The 17406-nt window shown below is 72.3% G+C and carries 17 protein-coding genes; 13 read left to right on the top strand and 4 right to left on the bottom strand.

Annotated elements, in window-relative coordinates; all coding sequences use genetic code 11:
• Positions 1-27: 27 nt before the first annotated feature.
• Positions 28-867: a universal stress protein gene (locus OG272_RS06310; RefSeq protein ID WP_327730862.1), complete on the top strand. Its 840-nt coding sequence runs from the start codon at positions 28-30 to the stop codon at positions 865-867.
• Positions 868-926: 59 nt separating this feature from the next.
• Here OG272_RS06310 and OG272_RS06305 read toward each other — a convergent pair whose 3' ends face one another.
• From OG272_RS06305 to OG272_RS06295, 3 genes are all read right to left on the bottom strand, one after another.
• Positions 927-2402, bottom strand: coding sequence for an AAA family ATPase (locus tag OG272_RS06305; protein ID WP_326585933.1), 1476 nt, complete (start codon positions 2400-2402; stop codon positions 927-929).
• Between the two features lie 103 nt (positions 2403-2505).
• A complete protein-coding gene (locus tag OG272_RS06300; protein WP_327730863.1) occupies positions 2506-3384 on the bottom strand; it encodes a universal stress protein in 879 nt (292 codons plus the stop codon).
• 393 nt (positions 3385-3777) lie between these two features.
• Positions 3778-4671 (bottom strand): universal stress protein, encoded by an 894-nt coding sequence (locus OG272_RS06295; protein ID WP_326584477.1) that lies wholly within the window; start codon positions 4669-4671, stop codon positions 3778-3780.
• A 547-nt stretch (positions 4672-5218) separates the two neighbouring features.
• Here OG272_RS06295 and OG272_RS06290 point away from each other — a divergent pair.
• Together OG272_RS06290 and OG272_RS06285 are read left to right on the top strand one after the other, a co-directional pair.
• Positions 5219-5473 (top strand): hypothetical protein, encoded by a 255-nt coding sequence (locus tag OG272_RS06290; protein ID WP_328222535.1) that lies wholly within the window; start codon positions 5219-5221, stop codon positions 5471-5473.
• 173 nt (positions 5474-5646) lie between these two features.
• Positions 5647-6582, top strand: a complete 936-nt coding sequence (locus tag OG272_RS06285; RefSeq protein ID WP_328222534.1) for a universal stress protein — start codon at positions 5647-5649, stop codon at positions 6580-6582.
• A gap of 295 nt (positions 6583-6877) precedes the next feature.
• Here the strand turns inward: OG272_RS06285 and OG272_RS06280 are convergent, their stop codons facing one another.
• Positions 6878-7441, bottom strand: coding sequence for a cysteine hydrolase (locus tag OG272_RS06280; RefSeq protein ID WP_327730866.1), 564 nt, complete (start codon positions 7439-7441; stop codon positions 6878-6880).
• 681 nt (positions 7442-8122) lie between these two features.
• Between OG272_RS06280 and OG272_RS06275 the strand changes: the two genes are divergently transcribed.
• The 10 genes from OG272_RS06275 (at position 8123) to OG272_RS06230 (ending at position 16991) form a co-directional block, all read left to right on the top strand.
• Positions 8123-8881 (top strand): HAD-IA family hydrolase, encoded by a 759-nt coding sequence (locus OG272_RS06275; protein WP_328222533.1) that lies wholly within the window; start codon positions 8123-8125, stop codon positions 8879-8881.
• On the top strand, positions 8878-11247 hold the full coding sequence (locus tag OG272_RS06270) for a glycosyl hydrolase family 65 protein (protein WP_327730868.1): 2370 nt from the start codon (positions 8878-8880) through the stop codon (positions 11245-11247). The genes OG272_RS06275 and OG272_RS06270 overlap by 4 nt, the downstream gene beginning before the upstream one ends.
• A gap of 213 nt (positions 11248-11460) precedes the next feature.
• Entirely contained in the window at positions 11461-12408 is a 948-nt protein-coding gene (locus OG272_RS06265) for a universal stress protein (RefSeq protein ID WP_326584483.1), read from the top strand.
• A 114-nt stretch (positions 12409-12522) separates the two neighbouring features.
• Positions 12523-12879 (top strand): CBS domain-containing protein, encoded by a 357-nt coding sequence (locus tag OG272_RS06260; RefSeq protein WP_327730870.1) that lies wholly within the window; start codon positions 12523-12525, stop codon positions 12877-12879.
• Between the two features lie 16 nt (positions 12880-12895).
• Positions 12896-13408 carry a flavodoxin domain-containing protein gene (locus OG272_RS06255; RefSeq protein ID WP_328222532.1) on the top strand — a complete coding sequence of 171 codons (513 nt, stop codon included), beginning with the start codon at positions 12896-12898 and terminating at the stop codon, positions 13406-13408.
• Between the two features lie 234 nt (positions 13409-13642).
• Positions 13643-14656 carry a 2-hydroxyacid dehydrogenase gene (locus OG272_RS06250; protein ID WP_327732326.1) on the top strand — a complete coding sequence of 338 codons (1014 nt, stop codon included), beginning with the start codon at positions 13643-13645 and terminating at the stop codon, positions 14654-14656.
• A gap of 173 nt (positions 14657-14829) precedes the next feature.
• Entirely contained in the window at positions 14830-15051 is a 222-nt protein-coding gene (locus tag OG272_RS06245; RefSeq protein WP_327730871.1) for a hypothetical protein, read from the top strand.
• Positions 15052-15270: 219 nt separating this feature from the next.
• Positions 15271-15891, top strand: a complete 621-nt coding sequence (locus OG272_RS06240; protein WP_327730872.1) for a hypothetical protein — start codon at positions 15271-15273, stop codon at positions 15889-15891.
• A 75-nt stretch (positions 15892-15966) separates the two neighbouring features.
• Positions 15967-16407: a hypothetical protein gene (locus OG272_RS06235; protein ID WP_327730873.1), complete on the top strand. Its 441-nt coding sequence runs from the start codon at positions 15967-15969 to the stop codon at positions 16405-16407.
• Positions 16404-16991, top strand: coding sequence for a universal stress protein (locus tag OG272_RS06230; RefSeq protein ID WP_327730874.1), 588 nt, complete (start codon positions 16404-16406; stop codon positions 16989-16991). Before OG272_RS06235 ends, OG272_RS06230 begins: the two co-directional genes overlap by 4 nt.
• Positions 16992-17406: the final 415 nt, after the last annotated feature.

Genomic DNA, 17406 nt, shown 5'->3' with positions numbered 1-17406 from the left:
GGTCGCCGACAGAGGGGAAGCACGGCCATGACTCTCCACCACACAGTCGTCGGAGTGGACGGCTCCCTGGTCTCCGTACGGGCATTGGACTGGGCCGCGGCGGAGGCCGTCCGCCGTGGCACCGCCCTGCGCGTGGTGTACGCGGTCGCGGACCGCGACGAGGCCGCACCGGTCCTGGCCTCCGCATCGTCGCGCGTACGACAGCGGTATCAGGATCTCGCGGTGGAGACCGTCGCCGCGGAGGGCGGAGCGGTACCGGTGCTGGTGCGCGAGAGCGCGGACGCGGAGCTGACCGTCGTGGGAACACGCGGCCTCGGTGCTCTGACCGGTGCCGCGTTCGGCTCGGTGAGCCTGCGGCTCGCGGCGCTCGCACGGGGCCCGCTCCTGGTCGTACGCGGGGATCACCGGTGTGACCAGGGGCAGGATGTGCTGCTCGGACTGGAGGACGACACCGACGGCCAGGCGGCCGACCACGCCTTCCAGGAGGCCGAGCGGCGTGGTGCGAGGCTGCGCGTCCTGCATTCCCGGACTCATCGGCACCACACCCCCGAACTGCCCTCGCTCATACCGGCCCGTAGCCCGGGACAGGAACTGCTCACCCAGGACGCCAGAGCCGAGGGGCCCGTACCGCGCTACGCCCTCACGCGACTGCGGGACCGGTACCCCGCCGTCGAGGTGGAGACCCGCACGGTCCGCGCCGCTCCCGCGGCCGTCCTGCTGGAGACGACCCGCGAGGCCGCCGTGGTCGTCATCGGTGCCCACCACCGTGCGACCATGCTCGGCGCACGCCTCGGGCCGGTCGCCCACACCCTCCACACTCTGCTGCACCGGGCGCACTGCCCTGTCCTCGTGGTGCCGAACGTATGACAGGACGGCTCGGACGGAAGCCTGGCCGCGGCCGACCGGGCCGTTCGGCACGCACGCGTCTAGTCCGGCTCCATGTAGGGGCGGCGGAAGACCGGGGCCTGTTCAGCGGCGTGCGGGCGGATGGCCGCCAGGGCCTGGACGACCGCTGCCTCCAGGGAGCCGCTCGTGTCGACCGCGACGGCCTGCGGCCATGGCGGCTCCGTGGCCGCCATGGCGGTGGCCACGTCGAGGTCGGCGTCGGATGCGCCGGGGGCGCGGGTGGCGAGACGGGCGGCCGTGGTCTCGCCCGGAACCCGGCAGTGCAGGGCCACCAGGTCGGCGTGGGTACGTTCGGCCATGCGCAGGGCGGCTGCACGCTGTTCCGGGTCGGACCAGGAGGCGTCCAGGACGACGGACTCGCCGCGGGACAGCAGGACGGACGCGCGGTCGAGCAGGGCCGCGTAGGTCTGGTTGGTCCATGCGGGTGAGTACAGGCCCTCGCCGTAGGCGGCGGAGGCCGACTGTTCGGCCGGGATGCCGGCCAGTTCCTTGCGGAGGCGGTCGCTGCTGAGCAGTGTGACGCCGAGGCGGTCGGCGAGGGCGCCGGAGAGCGTCGACTTCCCGCTGCCGGGGAGGCCGCCGACGAGGGTCAGGCCGACGGTGGAGGCGCGCAGGTGCCGCAGGGCGGTCGTGATGAGTCGGTGTGACGCCGCCTCCGCACCCGGGGCACCCTGGTGGGCCTGGATCAGCGAGACCTTGGCACGGACGAAGGCGCGGTAGGCGACGTAGTGGTGCCGTAGGGAGGGCGGTGCCGGGTCGCCGGAGTACTCGCCGTACTCGGCGAGGAAGTACGCCGCGGCCTCCGGTACGCCGAGCTGTTCCAGGTCCATGGCCAGGAAGGCGGCATCGTCGAGGCCGTCGACGTGGCGGAGGCTGTCGTCGAACTCCAGACAGTCCAGGACGCGCGGGCCGTCGTCGAGGCAGAAGATGTCCTCGGCGAGCAGGTCCCCGTGGCCGTCGACCGCTCTCCCCTCCTCGATCCGCGTGTCGAACAGGGGTTCGCGGCCGGCGAGATAGCGGCGCACCAGGCGCTCGGTCTCCGACACGCCGTCGGGCGCGGTGCCGTCGTCGGAGAGTGCGCGGACCTGGGCGAAGCTCGCCTCCCAGCGTGAGGCCAGCGCGTCGCGGGTCGCCTGCTCGTCCACCTCCCGGCTGCGGGGCGCGTTCGCGTGGTGGGCGGCGAGCAGCCGGGCGACGGCGCGCAGGGCGTCGTCGATGTCCGCGCCCTCCCGCACGAGTCGGGAGAGGCGGCGCTCGTCGGGCATGCGGCGCATGACGACGACGGGCTCGGGCGCGTCCGTGTCCGGGCTGTGGAATTCACCGACGCCGAGATAGACGTCGGGGGAGAAGCGGCGGTTGAGGACGACTTCCCGCTCGCACGCGGCCCGACGGGCGGTGACCGTGGTGTAGTCCAGGAACGTGAGGTCGACCGGCTTCTTGAGCTTGTAGGCGCGTTCCCCGATGAAGAGGACCACGGCGGTGTGGGTCTCGCGCACCTCCGCACGCGGCAGCGGCGGAGCCCCGTGAGCGGCGCCGCTGCGGAGTACGGAGGCGTCGGACCGCTGAACCGATCCCACCGGCTCTCCGTGAGGGCTGGGCTCAGTCATGGGGGACGACGGCGACCGGGCAGCGCGCGTGGTGGACGGCGGCCTGGGCCACGGGGCCCAGGCGGGGCCCCAGGTCGGGGTGGTGTTTGTGCCGGCCGACGACCAGCAGGTCTGCGCCCTCGGCGGCCTCCACGACGGCCTTGGCGGGGCTTTCGAGCCGGATGGTGTCGGACACGTCCACGCCCGGGAACTTCTCGCGCCAGGGGCGGAGGGCCTGGTTCACGTGATTCCGCGCGTCCTGGACGATCTCCTGGGTCAGGGTGTGGTCCACGCCCCAGGGGGTGTAGGCGTGGAGTGGCGTGCTGCGGCCGTGGACGGCGCGGAGGGGCACGTCTCGGGCCGCGGCGGTGGTGAAGGCGAATTCGAGCAGGTCCTCGCACGGGGCGCGCAGCTTCAGTCCCACGACCACACCCCCTGCCGCACCTGGCTCGGGTGCCGAGGATCCTTCTGCCGGCTTGTCCGCGCGCACCAGGACCACGGGCCGCTCGGTGCGTGCCACGACGATCATGCTGATGTCGCCCATGAAGTAGCTCTCCACGGGAGTCAGGCCCCGTGAGCCGAGTACGAGCATCTCGGAGTCGGACCCGGCCTGGAGCAGTGCGTCCTCGGCGTCGTCGGCGACGAGGTTTCCGACGACGGTGAGGCCCGGGTGGTGTGCCTGGAGTTCTGTCTGAGCGTTGTGCACGAGCCGTTTCGCCCAGTAGTTCTGGTCCAGTTCCGAGGGGACGTGGGTCGGTTCCGGCACCAGCAGGGGCCAGGCGTGCAGCAGGCGCAGGGTGAGTCTGCGTCGCTCGGCCTCGTCGGCGGCCCAGTGGGCGGCGGCGAGGCTCTCGGGCGAGCCGTCGAGGCCGACGGTGAGGGCTCTTTCCATGACGACTGCCTCCCTGTCGTAAGAGCTGGAAGGACGGGTGAGTGTTGCCGACGATCGGACTGCCGCCGTCCCCGTCCGTCGGCGCGCCGAGCACGGCGCTTCTCCGTCGAGGAGTACCGCAGATCTCTCGGTGGCGCATGTGGTCCGCGAAACGGTGGTGAACGCGAGAAGCTCGCCGCCGACCGGGCCGGGCTTCCGTCTGCGGACTTCCGTCTCCGGGCTCCCGTCTCCGGGCTTCCGTCTGTGGCACGCCGGATCCGGGCCCCCGTCGTGCCACGGGCGGAGATCTCCGAACAGCTGCGGCGACCATGCCGCCGAGGTTCTCGGCGCGAGACGCGTGCGGATGCCGGCCGTGCCGCTGCGTGGGGTGGCGGCTGAGCCGCCGTGGTGGACTCACGTGTGCGGCACGATCGCGACCGGGCAACGGGCGTGGTGGATCACCGCGTGCGCGATCGGCCCGGTGTGTGCGCCGAGCTTCTGGGGACGGATCCTGCGGCCGACGGCGAGGAGACCGGCATCGCGTGTCGCCTCCAGCAGCTGTTGCGCCGGACGTCCTTCCTCGACCAGCTCGCGGACCTCCACCGCGGGGTACTTCTCCTTCCACGGTGCGAGTACGGCGACCAGAGCGCGCTCGGCGGATCCGCGTACCGCCTTCCAGGCCTTGGCCTCCAGCGCGCTGGGCATGTACGGCAGCTGCCACGCGTGCACCACCCGCAGCGGAGCCGAGCGTAGCGTCGCACTCTCGAAGGCGAAGGCGAGTAACTCCTCGCACGGAGTCGTGGGATCCACGCCGACGACGACGGCGCGGTACGGCGTGAGGGCGGAGCGGTGGCCGTCCTCGTCCGGCACGTGCTCGTCCTCGACGGTCCGGTCGGCCCGTACGAGCACGACGGGGCGTGACACGCGGGCCACCGCCGCCAGCGCCACCGAACCGGCCATGAAGCCGCCGAAGCCGCTGAACGCCCGGCTGCCCAGAACCAGCAGCTCGCCCTCGTCGCCCGCCGTGACGAGAGCTTCGGCCGCGGGCCGGGAGACCTGATCGGCGCTCAGACGGACCCGTGGGTAGCGCTCGTCGAGCCGGTTCATGGCATCGCGCAGAATCCGCAGCGCCCAGAGACGCGGTGCGTCCAACTCGGGCAGCCCCGACCCGGCGGGTGTCACACCGCCCGGCCACGCGTGCACCAGACGCAGTGGCAGGTCGCGCCTCAGCGCCTCCCGGGCCGCCCACTCGGCGGCGGCGAGGCTCTCGGACGAACCGTCCAGTCCCACGACCACAGGGCGAAGCACGGCGAACACCTCCCGGGATCGGTTTCCCGCTGGTGCCTGTGCGGCCGACCACTACCAGTATCCCCGCGCGGCACCGGCACCGGCGGGGGCCGATACGGCCCCCGCCCTGGGCCGAACGGACCTTTCCGCTGGTCATCGCGGCTTCGGGGCGCGGTACGAGGCGTCGGGGCAGCCGTCCGGCGCATGCCGGCTCGTCGGGGCCGGGCGCCGGGCAGGGCGGCCCGCCGACCGGGGCTGATCGGGTCTCCCGCGGGACCGGTCGGCCCAGGCGCGTCCCGCCCGCCGCGCACACCGTTCCGGGGATGTCTCCTCGTGCGTTGTGCCAGGTGAGGGCACGTGCCCGCAGGGTCCGGCTGCCGAGGGCGGCGTGGCATCTGCGCTCGGCTGCGGCTGCGGCTGCGGGACCGCGGACGAGGCCAGGGGCAGGGGCCAGAGGCAGGGGCACTGCGGCCCTTCGTTCGGGACTCATGGCTCATGCGGGCCGAGGCGCATCGAAGTTGACTGGGAGCGGCAGAGGAAGATGCCCACCCGAGGAGGGACGAGGACCGTGCGTACGACTCTCACACCGGACCACCGGAAGCGGTTCGCGCTCCTGCTGTTCGCGGCGATGGGCGGGACCTTCGTTCTCACCGCGCTGTTCGACGCGCTCGCGCCGCGCCGGCGGGGCCGCCACGCGCACCATGAGCCACCGACCGCACTGCCGACGCGGCCCGCCCGCGGGCTCGGGACCAAGGAATACCGTGCGCCGGTCCATTCCAAGCGCCCCGTCGACCCGATCGCCGGGGTGCTGGTCCGGCACTGAACCGGCGAGAGTCCCGGGCGGGTCCCGGCTGCGGGCCGCGTGAGCCCTTCACACAAAGGGAGTTGGGCCGAAGGGCCCCCGGGAAGGGCCTGTACGGCCCCTTAGCGCGAAGCCGGCCACGCACGACGCTGGAGCGGAAGAACGAACAGGCTTGGACGGAGGAGGTGCGCAGCATGCTTCGGCACATCACTGCGGGAGTCGACGGGTCTCCCGCGAGTCTCGCGGCCGCACACTGGGCGGCCAGGGAAGCCCTGCGCCGCGGCGTCTCGTTGAGGATGGTGCACGCCTGGACGTGGTACCCGAACCCGGCCCCCTCCGTACCGATCGACGTGAGCCAGCGCGACTGGGCCGAGCGGACCCTGGACCAGGCGGTCACGAGTGTGCGTGCCGCGCACCCGGGACTGCGGATCGTGGAGCAGCTGGTGTCCGACTCCGCTGTCGACGCCCTGCTCACCGGGGCGGCGGAGTCGGAGGTACTGGTGCTGGGCTCCAGCGGGTTGAGTGGTGTCGCGGGGTTCATACTCGGCTCGGTGTCGCAGCGGCTGGTCGCCAGGTCCCCGCGTCCCGTGGTGCTCGTCCGGGCGCGCGAGACCTCCGCCGACGAACACTTCCCGGCGTCCGACGGTGTCTCCCCGGACGAGATCCCCGAGACCCCGTTCCGCGATGTCGTCCTCGGGCTGGACACCCGGCGTCCCTGCGACGAGCTGATCGAGTTCGCCTTCGAGGCCGCCCGGCGTTACGGCGCGGCCCTGCACGTGGTCCACGCCTTCAGCGCCACGCGGACCGGCGGCGCCGGCCTCGGTGCGGACATGGAGCCCGGACCCGGACTGCCCGTGGCCCCGGCCGGACCCGAACTGCTCGCGGCGCGAGAACACGCCGTCGTCGCGACGCTGCGCCCCTGGTGCGAGAAGTTCCCCGGCGTCGCCGTGACCGAGACCGTCTCCGAGGAACGGGCGGCCACCGCACTGGTGCGCGCGTCGGCCGGAGCCTCCCTCCTCGTCGTGGGCCGCCGGACCCGGGCGGGCCGCCTCGGCCCGCACACCGGGCCCGTCACGCACGCGGTGCTGCACCACGTCGGCTGCCCCGTCGCCGTCGTACCGCACGGCTGACCCGCTCGCCCGGGCGTCGGGCCGTGGCCGGGCCCGACGCCGTGAACAACCCGCCCCCGCAGTCTCGGCTGCCGCGCCGCGCGACGCGCGACGCGCACCGGCGCACGCATCCGCCGACCGCGGTGCTGCCCCTGTTCCGGGAGTTGCTGGGTGCCGGTGCCGGTGCCGGTGCCGGTGCCGGTGCCGAGGACGACGGGCACGTCTTCGCGGTCGGTGACGCCGACGGGGCCCTGCTGTGGGTCGAGGGCGACGGCATCGCCTCGAACGAGAGTTTCGGTGGCCGGAGGGCCTCCCGCTATCGCGGTGCGATGGCTTGGAGCCAGTCCTCGACGGCGACGACATCCGCCCACTGCGGGAACAGCTTTTCGGTGAGCATCGTGTGCACCTCGGGATCGGTGTCGAGGCAGGCATCCGCCAGGACGGTGAGGCCGAAGTCCAGGTCGATGGCGTGCCACAGGGTGGACAGCACTACAGCGCTGGTGGCGATGCCGGTGAGGACAAGGCTGTCGATGTCGCGAGCCCTGAGTACCAGGTCGAGGTCGCTGCCCGAGAAGGCGCTCCCCCGCCTCTTGGTCACCACGACGTCGCCCTGCTGGGGCGCGACGTCGTCATGGATCTCGGTGCCAGGGGCCCCCTCGCGGAACAGGCCGGCCCGCATGACGTTGGTCATCACCCTGTTGCGGGGGCTGATTTCTGGATCGCCGGGCCGTAACCCGAGCACCACGTAGATCACGGTGATACCGGCGGCCCGGGCACCGTCGATCGCCCTGCGCAGGCGCGGCAGATATCCGGAACCGTCATCGGCGATCGCCACGACGTCCCGTTGGACGTCCATCACCAGAAGCGCGCTGTTCGCCATGCCCGCCGCCTCTTCTCCCTTGGGAAACAACGGCAGGTCTGGTGGATCGACCGAGCTGCGGCGGAGGTTTCGGAGATCCTCTCCCAGGAGCCCTCGGACTCCGCGGCTTCTAGGGCGTGCTTCGGAAGTCCCTTCGTCGCCCGAAGGGCGGCTCTGCGGCGTCCGGTGCGTGCTCTCGGCGCGCCGGACGAAAGGCCTCGTACTGGGCGTACTTGGCCTTTCGTCCGGCGCGGCGGTGGGGGTCCCTCCCGCTCGAGCGGAGCCGAGAGTGGGGGAGCGTGCCGAACGTCGCAGAGCAGAAGGCACTTCCGAAACACGCCCTAGTCATCACCCCGGCCCGCCGGTGTTCCGACGTCCTCAGGACCGGTGACCGGTGACCGGTGACCAGGGCGCAAGGGCCGAACGGCCTCTCCCGTCACCCCGCCGACGGTGCGAAAGTGGCGATGAAGCCCCGCACACCCCTGCGGCCCGGCGAAAGGCGGTGGGACAGGTGGAGCCGCACCTGGTCGTGGGTGTCCGGCCCGGCGCGGGCAGGGACACTCCGGACTCCTGCTCGGCCGGGTGGCCCACATGCTGCCGTGCCACCAGCCGTGTCCGCCGGCGATCGTTCGCGACAGGTGTGGTCGACTGGCCGAACGTGTGATCAGGACCGACCGGTGACTCGCTCACAGGGGAGTACTCATGCCCGTACAGTCCCGCGACGCGCTCGCACCCGTACTGCGGGACGTACGGGCCGTCGTCTTCGACACCGACGGAGTGATCACCGACTCGGCGCGTGTGCACGCCGCCGCCTGGAAGACCGCCTTCGACGCCTTCCTGGGCGAACATCCGCCCGACGATCCCGGGCAGCGACGCCCGTTCGACACCCGGGACGACTACCTGCGGTACGTGGACGGCAAGTCCCGTTCGGACGGGGCCGCCGCCTTCCTCGCCTCGCGCGGCCTCGATCCGTCGGCCGAGACGGTGCGGGCCGTCGCCGCGGAGAAGGAGCGACTGTTCACCGAGCGGCTGCGCGCGCACGGCGTCGACGCCTATCCGGGGACGGTCCGGCTGGTGCAGGCCCTGCGCCGGGCAGGGGTGCCGCTGGCCGCGGCCTCCGCGTCCCGCCACGCCGGTGAGCTCCTCACGCGCGCCGGGGTCCTGGACCTGTTCGAGGTGCTGGTCGACGGTGGTGAGGCTGCTCGGCTGGCGTTGCCGGGCAAGCCGCGGCCCGACCTCTTCCTGGAAGCCGTCGGACGGCTCGGCGTCGGCGCCGACCGCGCCGCCGTCGTCGAGGACGCGCTGGCAGGTGTGGAGGCGGGCCGGAGCGGAGGGTTCGCCCTCGTCGTCGGCGTGGACCGCACCGCCGGTCCGGACACCGCAGAGGCGCTGCGGCGGCACGGCGCCGACATCGTCGTACGGGACCTCGGAGAACTGGTCGGGGGAGGAGCACCGACGTGACGGGCTGGTTCTGGGAGTACGAGGGCTACGAGCCCGCGGACGAGCGGCTGCGGGAGTCGCTGTGCACGCTCGGCAACGGCTACTTCGCCACCCGCGGGGTGCTGCCCGAATGCGCCGCGGACGACGTGCACTACCCGGGCACCTACGCGGCCGGCTGCTACAACAGGCTCACCTCGGACGTCGCGGGACACCGCGTGGAGAACGAGGACATGGTCAACCTCCCGAACTGGCTGCCGCTCCGGTTCCGGCTCGCCGGGGAGCACTGGCTGACCCCCGATACCGCGCAGGTCCTCGACCACCGGCAGGTGCTGCACCTGGCCTCCGGACTCCTTGAGCGTCGCACGCGGTACGCGCTCGGCGGGGATCGGGTGCTGTCGGTGCGCCAGCAGCGTCTCGTGCACATGGCCGACCCCCATCTGGCGGCCCTACGCACCGAGTTCACCGCCGAAGGGTTCTCCGGCGAGGTCGAGGTCGAGGCCACGCTCGACGGCGGCGTCACCAACGCCGGGGTGCCGCGCTACCGCGACCTGGACGGACACCACCTGACCCACGTGCACACCGGTTCCGCCGCCCCGGACACGGTGTGGCTGCGCTGCCGGACACGTACCTCCGACATCCGGATCGGGATGGCGGCCAGGCTGACCGCCGACGCCCCGGTCCTGGCCGGGCACGCACCCCCGCACGCCATTCAGCGCGTGCGCCTGCACCTGACCCCCGGCACCGCGGCCACCGTCGACAAGACCATCGCCCTGCACACCTCACGCGACCCCGCGATCAGTGACCCCCTGGACGCCGCGATCGAGCGGGTGGGCGCCGCGCCCGCGTTCGAGGAGCTGCTCGACACTCATCTCACGGCCTGGGACCAGCTGTGGCGACGGGCCGAGCTCGACGTCCGCGGGGAGGCGGGCGACATCCTGCGGCTGCACCTCTTCCACGTCCTGCAGACCCTCTCCCCGCACACGGCCGACCTCGACGTCGGCGTCCCGGCCCGCGGGCTGCACGGCGAGGCCTACCGCGGCCACGTCTTCTGGGACGAACTGTTCGTGCTGCCGTACCTCAACCTGCACTTCCCGGAGGTGTCCCGCGCCCTGCTCCGCTATCGCCACCGCCGTCTGGAGCAGGCCCGTACCGCGGCCCGCGCGGTCGGGCGGCGCGGCGCGCTGTACCCGTGGCAGAGCGGCAGCGACGGGCGTGAGGAGACGCAGAAACTGCACCTCAACCCGCGCTCCGGACGGTGGCTGCCCGACCACTCGCGGCTCCAGCACCATGTGGGGTCGGCGATCGCGTACAACGTCTGGCGGTACTGCGAGGCCAGCGGTGACGCGGAGTTCCTGCACACCAAGGGCGCCGAGATGCTGCTGCAGATCGCCCGCTTCTGGGCGGACTCGGCCACCTGGGACGAGAGCCTCGGACGGCACCGCATCCGAGGTGTGGTCGGCCCCGACGAGTACCACGACGCCTATCCCGGCGCGAAGGAGCCCGGTCTCGACGACAACGCGTACACCAACGTCACCGCCGTGTGGGTGCTCACCCGCACGCTCGAGGTGCTGCGGGCACTGCCGGAGCCCCGCCGACGCGAACTGGTCGAGCGGACCGGCCTGGACGGCGGCGAGCTCGAACAGTGGGAGGACGTCTCGCGCACCCTCCATGTGCCCTTCCACGAGGGCGTCGTCAGCCAGTTCGAGGGGTACGGCGACCTCGCCGAACTCGACTGGGACGGTTACCGGAAGCGGTACGGCGACATCCGGCGCCTCGATCGGATCCTGGAGGCGGAGGGTGACAGCGTGAACCGCTACCGGGCGTCCAAGCAGGCCGATGTCCTGATGCTCGGCTACCTCTTCTCACCGGCCGAACTCCAAGGTCTGTTCGGCAGGTTGGGTTACGGACTGGACGAGGACGCCTGGCGGCGCACCGTCGACCACTACCTCGCACGCACCAGCCACGGCTCCACCCTCAGCGGCCTGGTGCACGGCTGGGTACTGTCCCGGGCGCGGCGCGCCGAGGCGTGGCAGTTCTGCCAGGAGGCCCTGCGCGGCGACATCGCCGATCTGCAGGGCGGCACCACGGGCGAGGGCATCCATCTCGGGGCCATGGCCGGCACCCTCGACCTCGTCCAGCGCGGGCTGACCGGACTGGAGACCCGCGACGATGCGCTGTGGCTCGACCCGGTGCCGCTACCGGAACTGTCGTCGTACGGGTTCACCCTGCGCTACCAGGGGCATTGGGGTGTGCGGCTGCGGCTGGAGCGCGGGTGGGTGGAGATCGCGGTGCCGTCGTCCGACCGGGACCCGATCGACGTCCGTCTGCCCGATCGTGGTGTGTGTCTCCAGCCGGGGGAGAGGAGCCGACTGGTCCTCCCGGACTGACGTCCGCGGCCTGCCCGCACGAGTAAGGGGCCGGACAGCGCGGTGACGCTCCCTCCTCGGCCCCGTCCGCATGCCGTGTACCGAGCCACGGACCCGTGCCGCACCCGGCGGGTCTCAGGGCCGCTCGGGCCGCGGGCCGGGACCTGCGGCCCCTGCACGGGCGACTCCCCGGCGGCGACGCTGGAATCACATCCCGTTTCAGGAGGCAGAACCATGGTCAACCCCGTTGTCGCAGGCATCGACGGCTCGGCCGAGAGCCTGGCCGCCGCGGAGTGGGCGGCCCGCGAGGCGAAGCTGCGCGGCCTGCCGCTGAAGCTCGTCCACGTCTGGGAACCCGTTCCCGAGCCCATGGCCCAGGCGCCGCTCCTCGGTGCCGAGACGCTGCGGCACTGGAGCGAGCGAAGCGATATGGGGGTACCCCCGGCCGAAGGCTGGGGGAGGATACCGCGAGGGGCGGCCGAAGGACTGAGGGTGCGCCACCCCGAGGTGGACGTGACCGTGGAACAGATCAGCGGCCGGCCCGGCGAGGTGCTGACACGCGTCGCGAAGGACGCCGAACTGCTGGTCCTCGGCTCCCGTGGCCTGAGCGGCATCGGTGGCTTCCTGGTGGGCTCCGTCGGCCAGCTGGTCGTCGCCCACTCCGAGCGGCCGGTGATCCTGGTCCGAGCCGGGGAGCAGACCGCGGACGAGCACGCGGTGGACCCGGCCGGAATCCCGTCCGGCGACGGCACTCCGTTCCGGCCCGTCGTCCTCGGCCTCGACACCGACCACCCGCACGACACGGTGATCGCATTCGCCTTCGACGCCGCGGCTCGGCGGGAGACCACCCTGCGGGTCGTCCACGGCTGGAACCCGCCGCCGTACTACGCGTACGCCATCCCGGCCGATCCGGAGCTCGGCCCTGAACTGAGGAAGCAGCAGGCAACCCTCCTGACCGAGGCCCTGACCCCGTGGCGGCAGAAGTTCCCCGCCGTCGACGTCGTCGAAGTGCCCCGCTGGGGCAGCGCGGCCCACCACATCGTCGACGCTTCTCGCGAGGCCTCCCTCGTGGTCGTCGGCCGACGGATCCGCCGCAGTCCCTTGGGCGCGCACATCGGCCCGGTCACCCACGCCGTCCTGCACCATGCCGCCGCTCCCGTCGCCGTCATCGCACACGACTGACGCACCACGCGCAGGTCGAGGAGGGAACGCACGATGGAGATCCCCCCCCCACGGATATGGGCGTCGCGAGATCCCCCGCACACGCTTCTGCGCCGACTCCGACGAGAAGGGAAGATGGACGTGAGACACAACAAGACCGGCTCCGTGATGACCACGGAGGTCGTCCCCGCCGAGTACGGAACCCCCTTCGAGGAGGTGGTGCGCCGGCCGGCCGGCCGCCGGGTCGGTGGACTGCCGGTGGGCGACGGCGATGGCAAGGCCATCGGCGTCATCTCCGAGACGGACCTGATGTCGCGGCCGGCGGACACCCCCGATCCCTGGCGGCCGAAGCGTCGCTCCCGGTTGTCCGGACTGGCACGCGGCGCCCGGAGGCGGGCCTCGAAGGCGCAGGCCCGTACCGCCGGCCAGTCGATGACCCGGCCGTCCGTCACCGAGCACCCCATCGTCGAGACCGCACCACGACACTTGTGAGAGGAGGCGGACCGCCATGCCCACCAGCGTGCTGGTCGCCTACGGAACGACGAACGGATCGACCGCGCAGATCGCCGAGACCATCGCGGAGGTCCTGAGCAAGGAGGGACTCGCCGCCCAGGCACTGCCGGCCCGGTCCGTGGCGAGCGTGGCGTCGTACGACGCCGTGGTGGTCGGCGGTGGACTGTACGCGGGGCGCTGGCACCGGGACGCCCGACGCTTCGTCCGCCGTCACCGTCACGAACTCGCCGAACGCCCGCTGTGGCTGTTCAGCAGCGGCCCGCTCGACCCCTCCGCCTCGGAGCGGGACATCCCGCCCGTACCGGGGGTGAAGAAGGACATGGACCGCCTCGACTGCAGGGAACACGTCACCTTCGGTGGCTGCCTGGAGGAGGGCGCGAAGGGATGGGTCGCCGGGATGATCCTCCGCTCCGGAAAGGGGGGCGACTTCCGTGACTTCACCGCCATCCAGGAGTGGGCCGCCCGCATCGCGGCCGAACTCGTGGGCGCTGAGCAGGGAAGGAGCTGACCCCCGCCTCACCGACGCACAGGGCAGCGGCCGTTCGGGGGCGGCGAGGTGCCAGGGCCGCCCTTCGGCACCACGACGCCGTCGCCACTGTGCGCGGAACGGGTCACTTTTCCGCAGGTGTGCGCCAGTGGGCCCCACGGTGGGGCCCGCCGTGCCCGTCGTCTCATGGGTGTCGTCCTACGGTGGAGAGGTGGACCACCCGTCCTCATGACCGCCCTCATGGGAGGAAAGCACGTGGAGATCGTCGCGTACGGCGTCCAGGCGGACGAGGAGCCGCTGTTGCGGGAGGCGTTCGACCGGGCGTTCGCCGGCCGTCATCGGCTCCGCTGTCTGTCGCTGTTCCTGGACGAGGACACCACCCCGACCGCCGACGGCCACGAGATCGTGCTCTGCGGTGTCAACGACACCCTGGACGCGAAGGTGCTGCGCTCGCTGGCCGCGGGCGGCACGAGGATGATCGCCCAGCGGGCCACCGGCTTCAACAACATCGACCTGACGGTGGCCGAGGAGCTGGGGCTGACGGTGGCCCGGGTGTCGTCCTACTCGCCGTACGCGGTCGCCGAGTTCGCCTGGGCGCTGGCGCTGGCCGTCGACCGCCGGATCGTCCGGGCCGCTCACCGCACCCGGGAGTTCGACTTCCGGCTCGACGGACTGATGGGCCGCGACCTGCACGGCCGGACCGCGGGTGTGGTGGGCACGGGCAGGATCGGGACCGCGTTCGCCCGGATCGCCCACGGCTTCGGCATGCGGTTGCTGGGCTGGGACAGCACCGAGAATCCCGACTGCCTGGCCCTCGGCATGCGCTACACCACGCGTGAGGAGCTGTTCGCCGAGGCGGACCTGGTCAGTCTGCATGTGCCGCTCCTGTCGGACACCCATCATCTGGTCGACGCCGAAGCCCTGGCCCTGATGAAGGACGACGCGATCCTGGTCAACTCCAGCCGCGGCGGTCTGATCGACACCGACGCCCTGCTGGACACCCTGCGCGCGGGGCGGCTGAGGGGTGTCGGCCTGGACGTGTACGAGGAGGAGGCCGGGTTGTTCTTCCTCGACAAGTCCCTGGAGGTGATGACGGACGAGCGCCTCGCCCGGCTGATGACCTTCAACAACGTGCTGGTCACCTCGCACCAGGCGTACTTCACTCGGGACGCCGTGGAACAGATCGTCGCCACGACGGTCACCAACATCGAGGACTACGTCGCCGGCCGCACCGGTGACAACATCCTCGTCCGGCCCTCGCCGACCTGAGGGCGGGCGCGGACGGGCGCGGAGCCCGCAACGGCGGTCCGTCCCCGGCGAAACCGTGGCAGCAGCCGCTTGTCCACCATGTCGTGCGGCCCGAACCGCTGCTGTGCTCAAGGCCGTCGGGCGGGGCTGTCGGCCGAACGGCCCACGAGTACCGCGAAAGACCGGCATCGGAGATGAGAGGCACACCTGTGCAGCCGTACGAAGGTGACGCGTCCATCCTGACCGGTCCCACGGACCGCACGCACGCCGTCCGGCAGCAGGCCAGCGCCCCCTTCCCGGAGGAGCGGCGCGAGGGCGTCCTCGACTTCGACGTGCTGAAGCGCGCGACCATGCCGAACGGCGGTCTGCGCAGGGTGGAGCACGGGCTCTGCCGCACGCCGAGAGCGGGTGCGTGAGCAGTTCCTCGACCCCGTCCACGACGGCGCGGTGCGTCCCGTCCCGCGTCTGAACGGCTGCACGAGGACCGGGCCGGTGAGTCCCCGTCGGGCAGGGACGTTCGGCCCCGGTGCCCGGGGCCTGCGGCCCCTCCGAACTCCCTTGCGTGAGCGGGACATTGAGGGGGTGACGGAGTCGCCGAGGCTTCGTGCAGAACCTCTCCGAAAGGGATGAGTGACATGGCGGTTCACGGACACCCCCACCGGCACACACGGTTCCACCTCCCGTCGCGGCGCCGGACCGGTGCCGCCCAGGCGGGCGACACCGCGACCACCGCGACCATCACGACCACCTCGTACGTCTTCGCCGGCCTGCGTCTGCTGACCGGGTTCGTCTTCCTGTGGGCGTTCCTGGACAAGACCTTCGGCCTCGGCTACGCGACCCAGTCGGGCAGGGCCTGGATCGACGGCGGCTCACCGACCAAGGGCTTCCTCGGCGGCGTGGCCGTCGGGCCGATGGAGTCCACCTTCCATTCCTGGGCCGGCGACACCTGGGCCGACTGGCTGTTCATGCTCGGCCTGCTCGGAGTCGGTCTCGCCCTGGTGGCGGGCATAGGTCTGCGGCTCGCCGCCGTCGCCGGGACCGCGATGATGGCGTTCATGTGGATCGCGGAGTGGCCGCCCGCCCAGCACCTCTCCGACGGCTCGGCGAGCATGTCCACCAACCCGTTCGCCGACTACCACCTCGTCTACGCCGTCGTCCTCATCGCGCTGGCGGCCGCGGGCGCCGGTGCCACCTGGGGGCTCGGCAGGGCATGGGCACGACTGCCGTTCGTCAGCCGGAACCGGTGGCTGCTCTGACCGGCAGGTCTCGCTCGGGGCGCACCGGGGCAGAGATCAAGGCAGGGTGGTGCCGTCCGGGAAGGGGGCCTGTGGATGTCGTCCATCACCGACTGGCTGAGCGCCGTTGGGCAGGTGGCAGGGGCGCTCGGCACGTTGGCCGCGGTCGTGGTGGCTCTCCTGGTCTCCTTCAGGGACAACAGGAGGTTGGCGTCCGAGCTCCGAGACCGTGAAGCGTCGACGGCCCGTCTGGTCTCCGCCGTGATACGGCGTGACCCGGGGCTGGTGTTCCTCGAGATCCGCAACGACGCCAGGGAAGCGGTCCACGACATGGAAGCAGAGTTGACGGGGCCGGGCTCCGCGGGCCTTCGCCTGAGCGCCCAGAGGGTCGAGGAACGCGACGGACGCTTCATGGCCGCGGGCCCCGGCACGGGCACCGAGAGTCTGCGCGTCCTTCGGCCCGGTGAGACGCGACGGCTCGTGGTCGAGACCGTCGCCACGACCGCTCGTCGGCACGGCCGGCCTGTTCCAGGATGAAGTCGAACGTATGGTCCACGCCCAGATGCCCGACCATCTCCGTCGCCCTCGCCGTCCTGGCCCGCGCCGAGCGGCCCGTCGTCCTCGTACGGACGGGTGGGCGCGCCGAGGACGAGCATCTGCCCGATGCCACGGGAACCCCGTCCAGCGCCCTCCCCCGCCGGGAGGTCGTGCTGGGGCTGGACCTCGTGGACCCCGGCGACGCGGTCGTGGAGTTCGCGTTCGACGCCGCCCGGCGCCGCGCGGCGGTCCTGCGCGTCGTGCACGGCTGGAGCGTGCCGCCCTCCTACGGCGACGAGGATGCCCTGGACACCGGGCTCGACGCCGGGCCGGCCGTGCGGGAACGACGTGGGCCGGCCGATGTACTGGAGCAGTGGAAGGACAAGTTCCCCGACGTCGAGGTGCGTACGCAGAGCGTGGTCGGTGGCGCGGGCGCCCACCTCGTGGACGCGTCCCGGGAAGCGGCGCTGGTCGTCGTGGGACGACGGATCCGCCGCGCACCGGTCGGCAGCCACATCGGCCCGGTCACCCACGAGGTGCTCCACCACGCCTCCGCGCCGGTGGCGGTGATCCCGCACGACTGATCACAGCCCCCGGGCAGTCGCGGGTCACGGCGGCGACGACACCGGCTCGGGGGCCATGACGGCTTCTCGGCGGCCCTTGGCTCGCTACCGCCCGTGTCGAGCCGGAAGGGCGGATACGCGTCCGTCATCGGGGAGCCGTGGGCGGCGACCCGCGGCACCCACCGGTTGAGGCCGAGGATCAGGTCGACCAGGTCCGTGGGGGTACTTCTCGGTGAAGGCCATGGTCACGGCGGCGATCAACGTCAGTACGGCGACGCGTCCACCGTCCCACCGGCCGAGGTGCCGGCCGCCGACGAAGAAGCCGATGACGACGTGGTGCGGGACGGCCGGCGGCCACCACTTCACCAGGACCGGGCCCCGGGGCTCCAACCGTCCCTTCGGGGTGGCCAGGCCGTCCCGGACCGCGACGATCACG

The organism is Streptomyces sp. NBC_00104 (assembly GCF_045160825.1).
Classification (GTDB): Bacteria; Actinomycetota; Actinomycetes; order Streptomycetales; family Streptomycetaceae; genus Streptomyces.
This window is presented reverse-complemented; position numbering and strand designations above follow the sequence as displayed.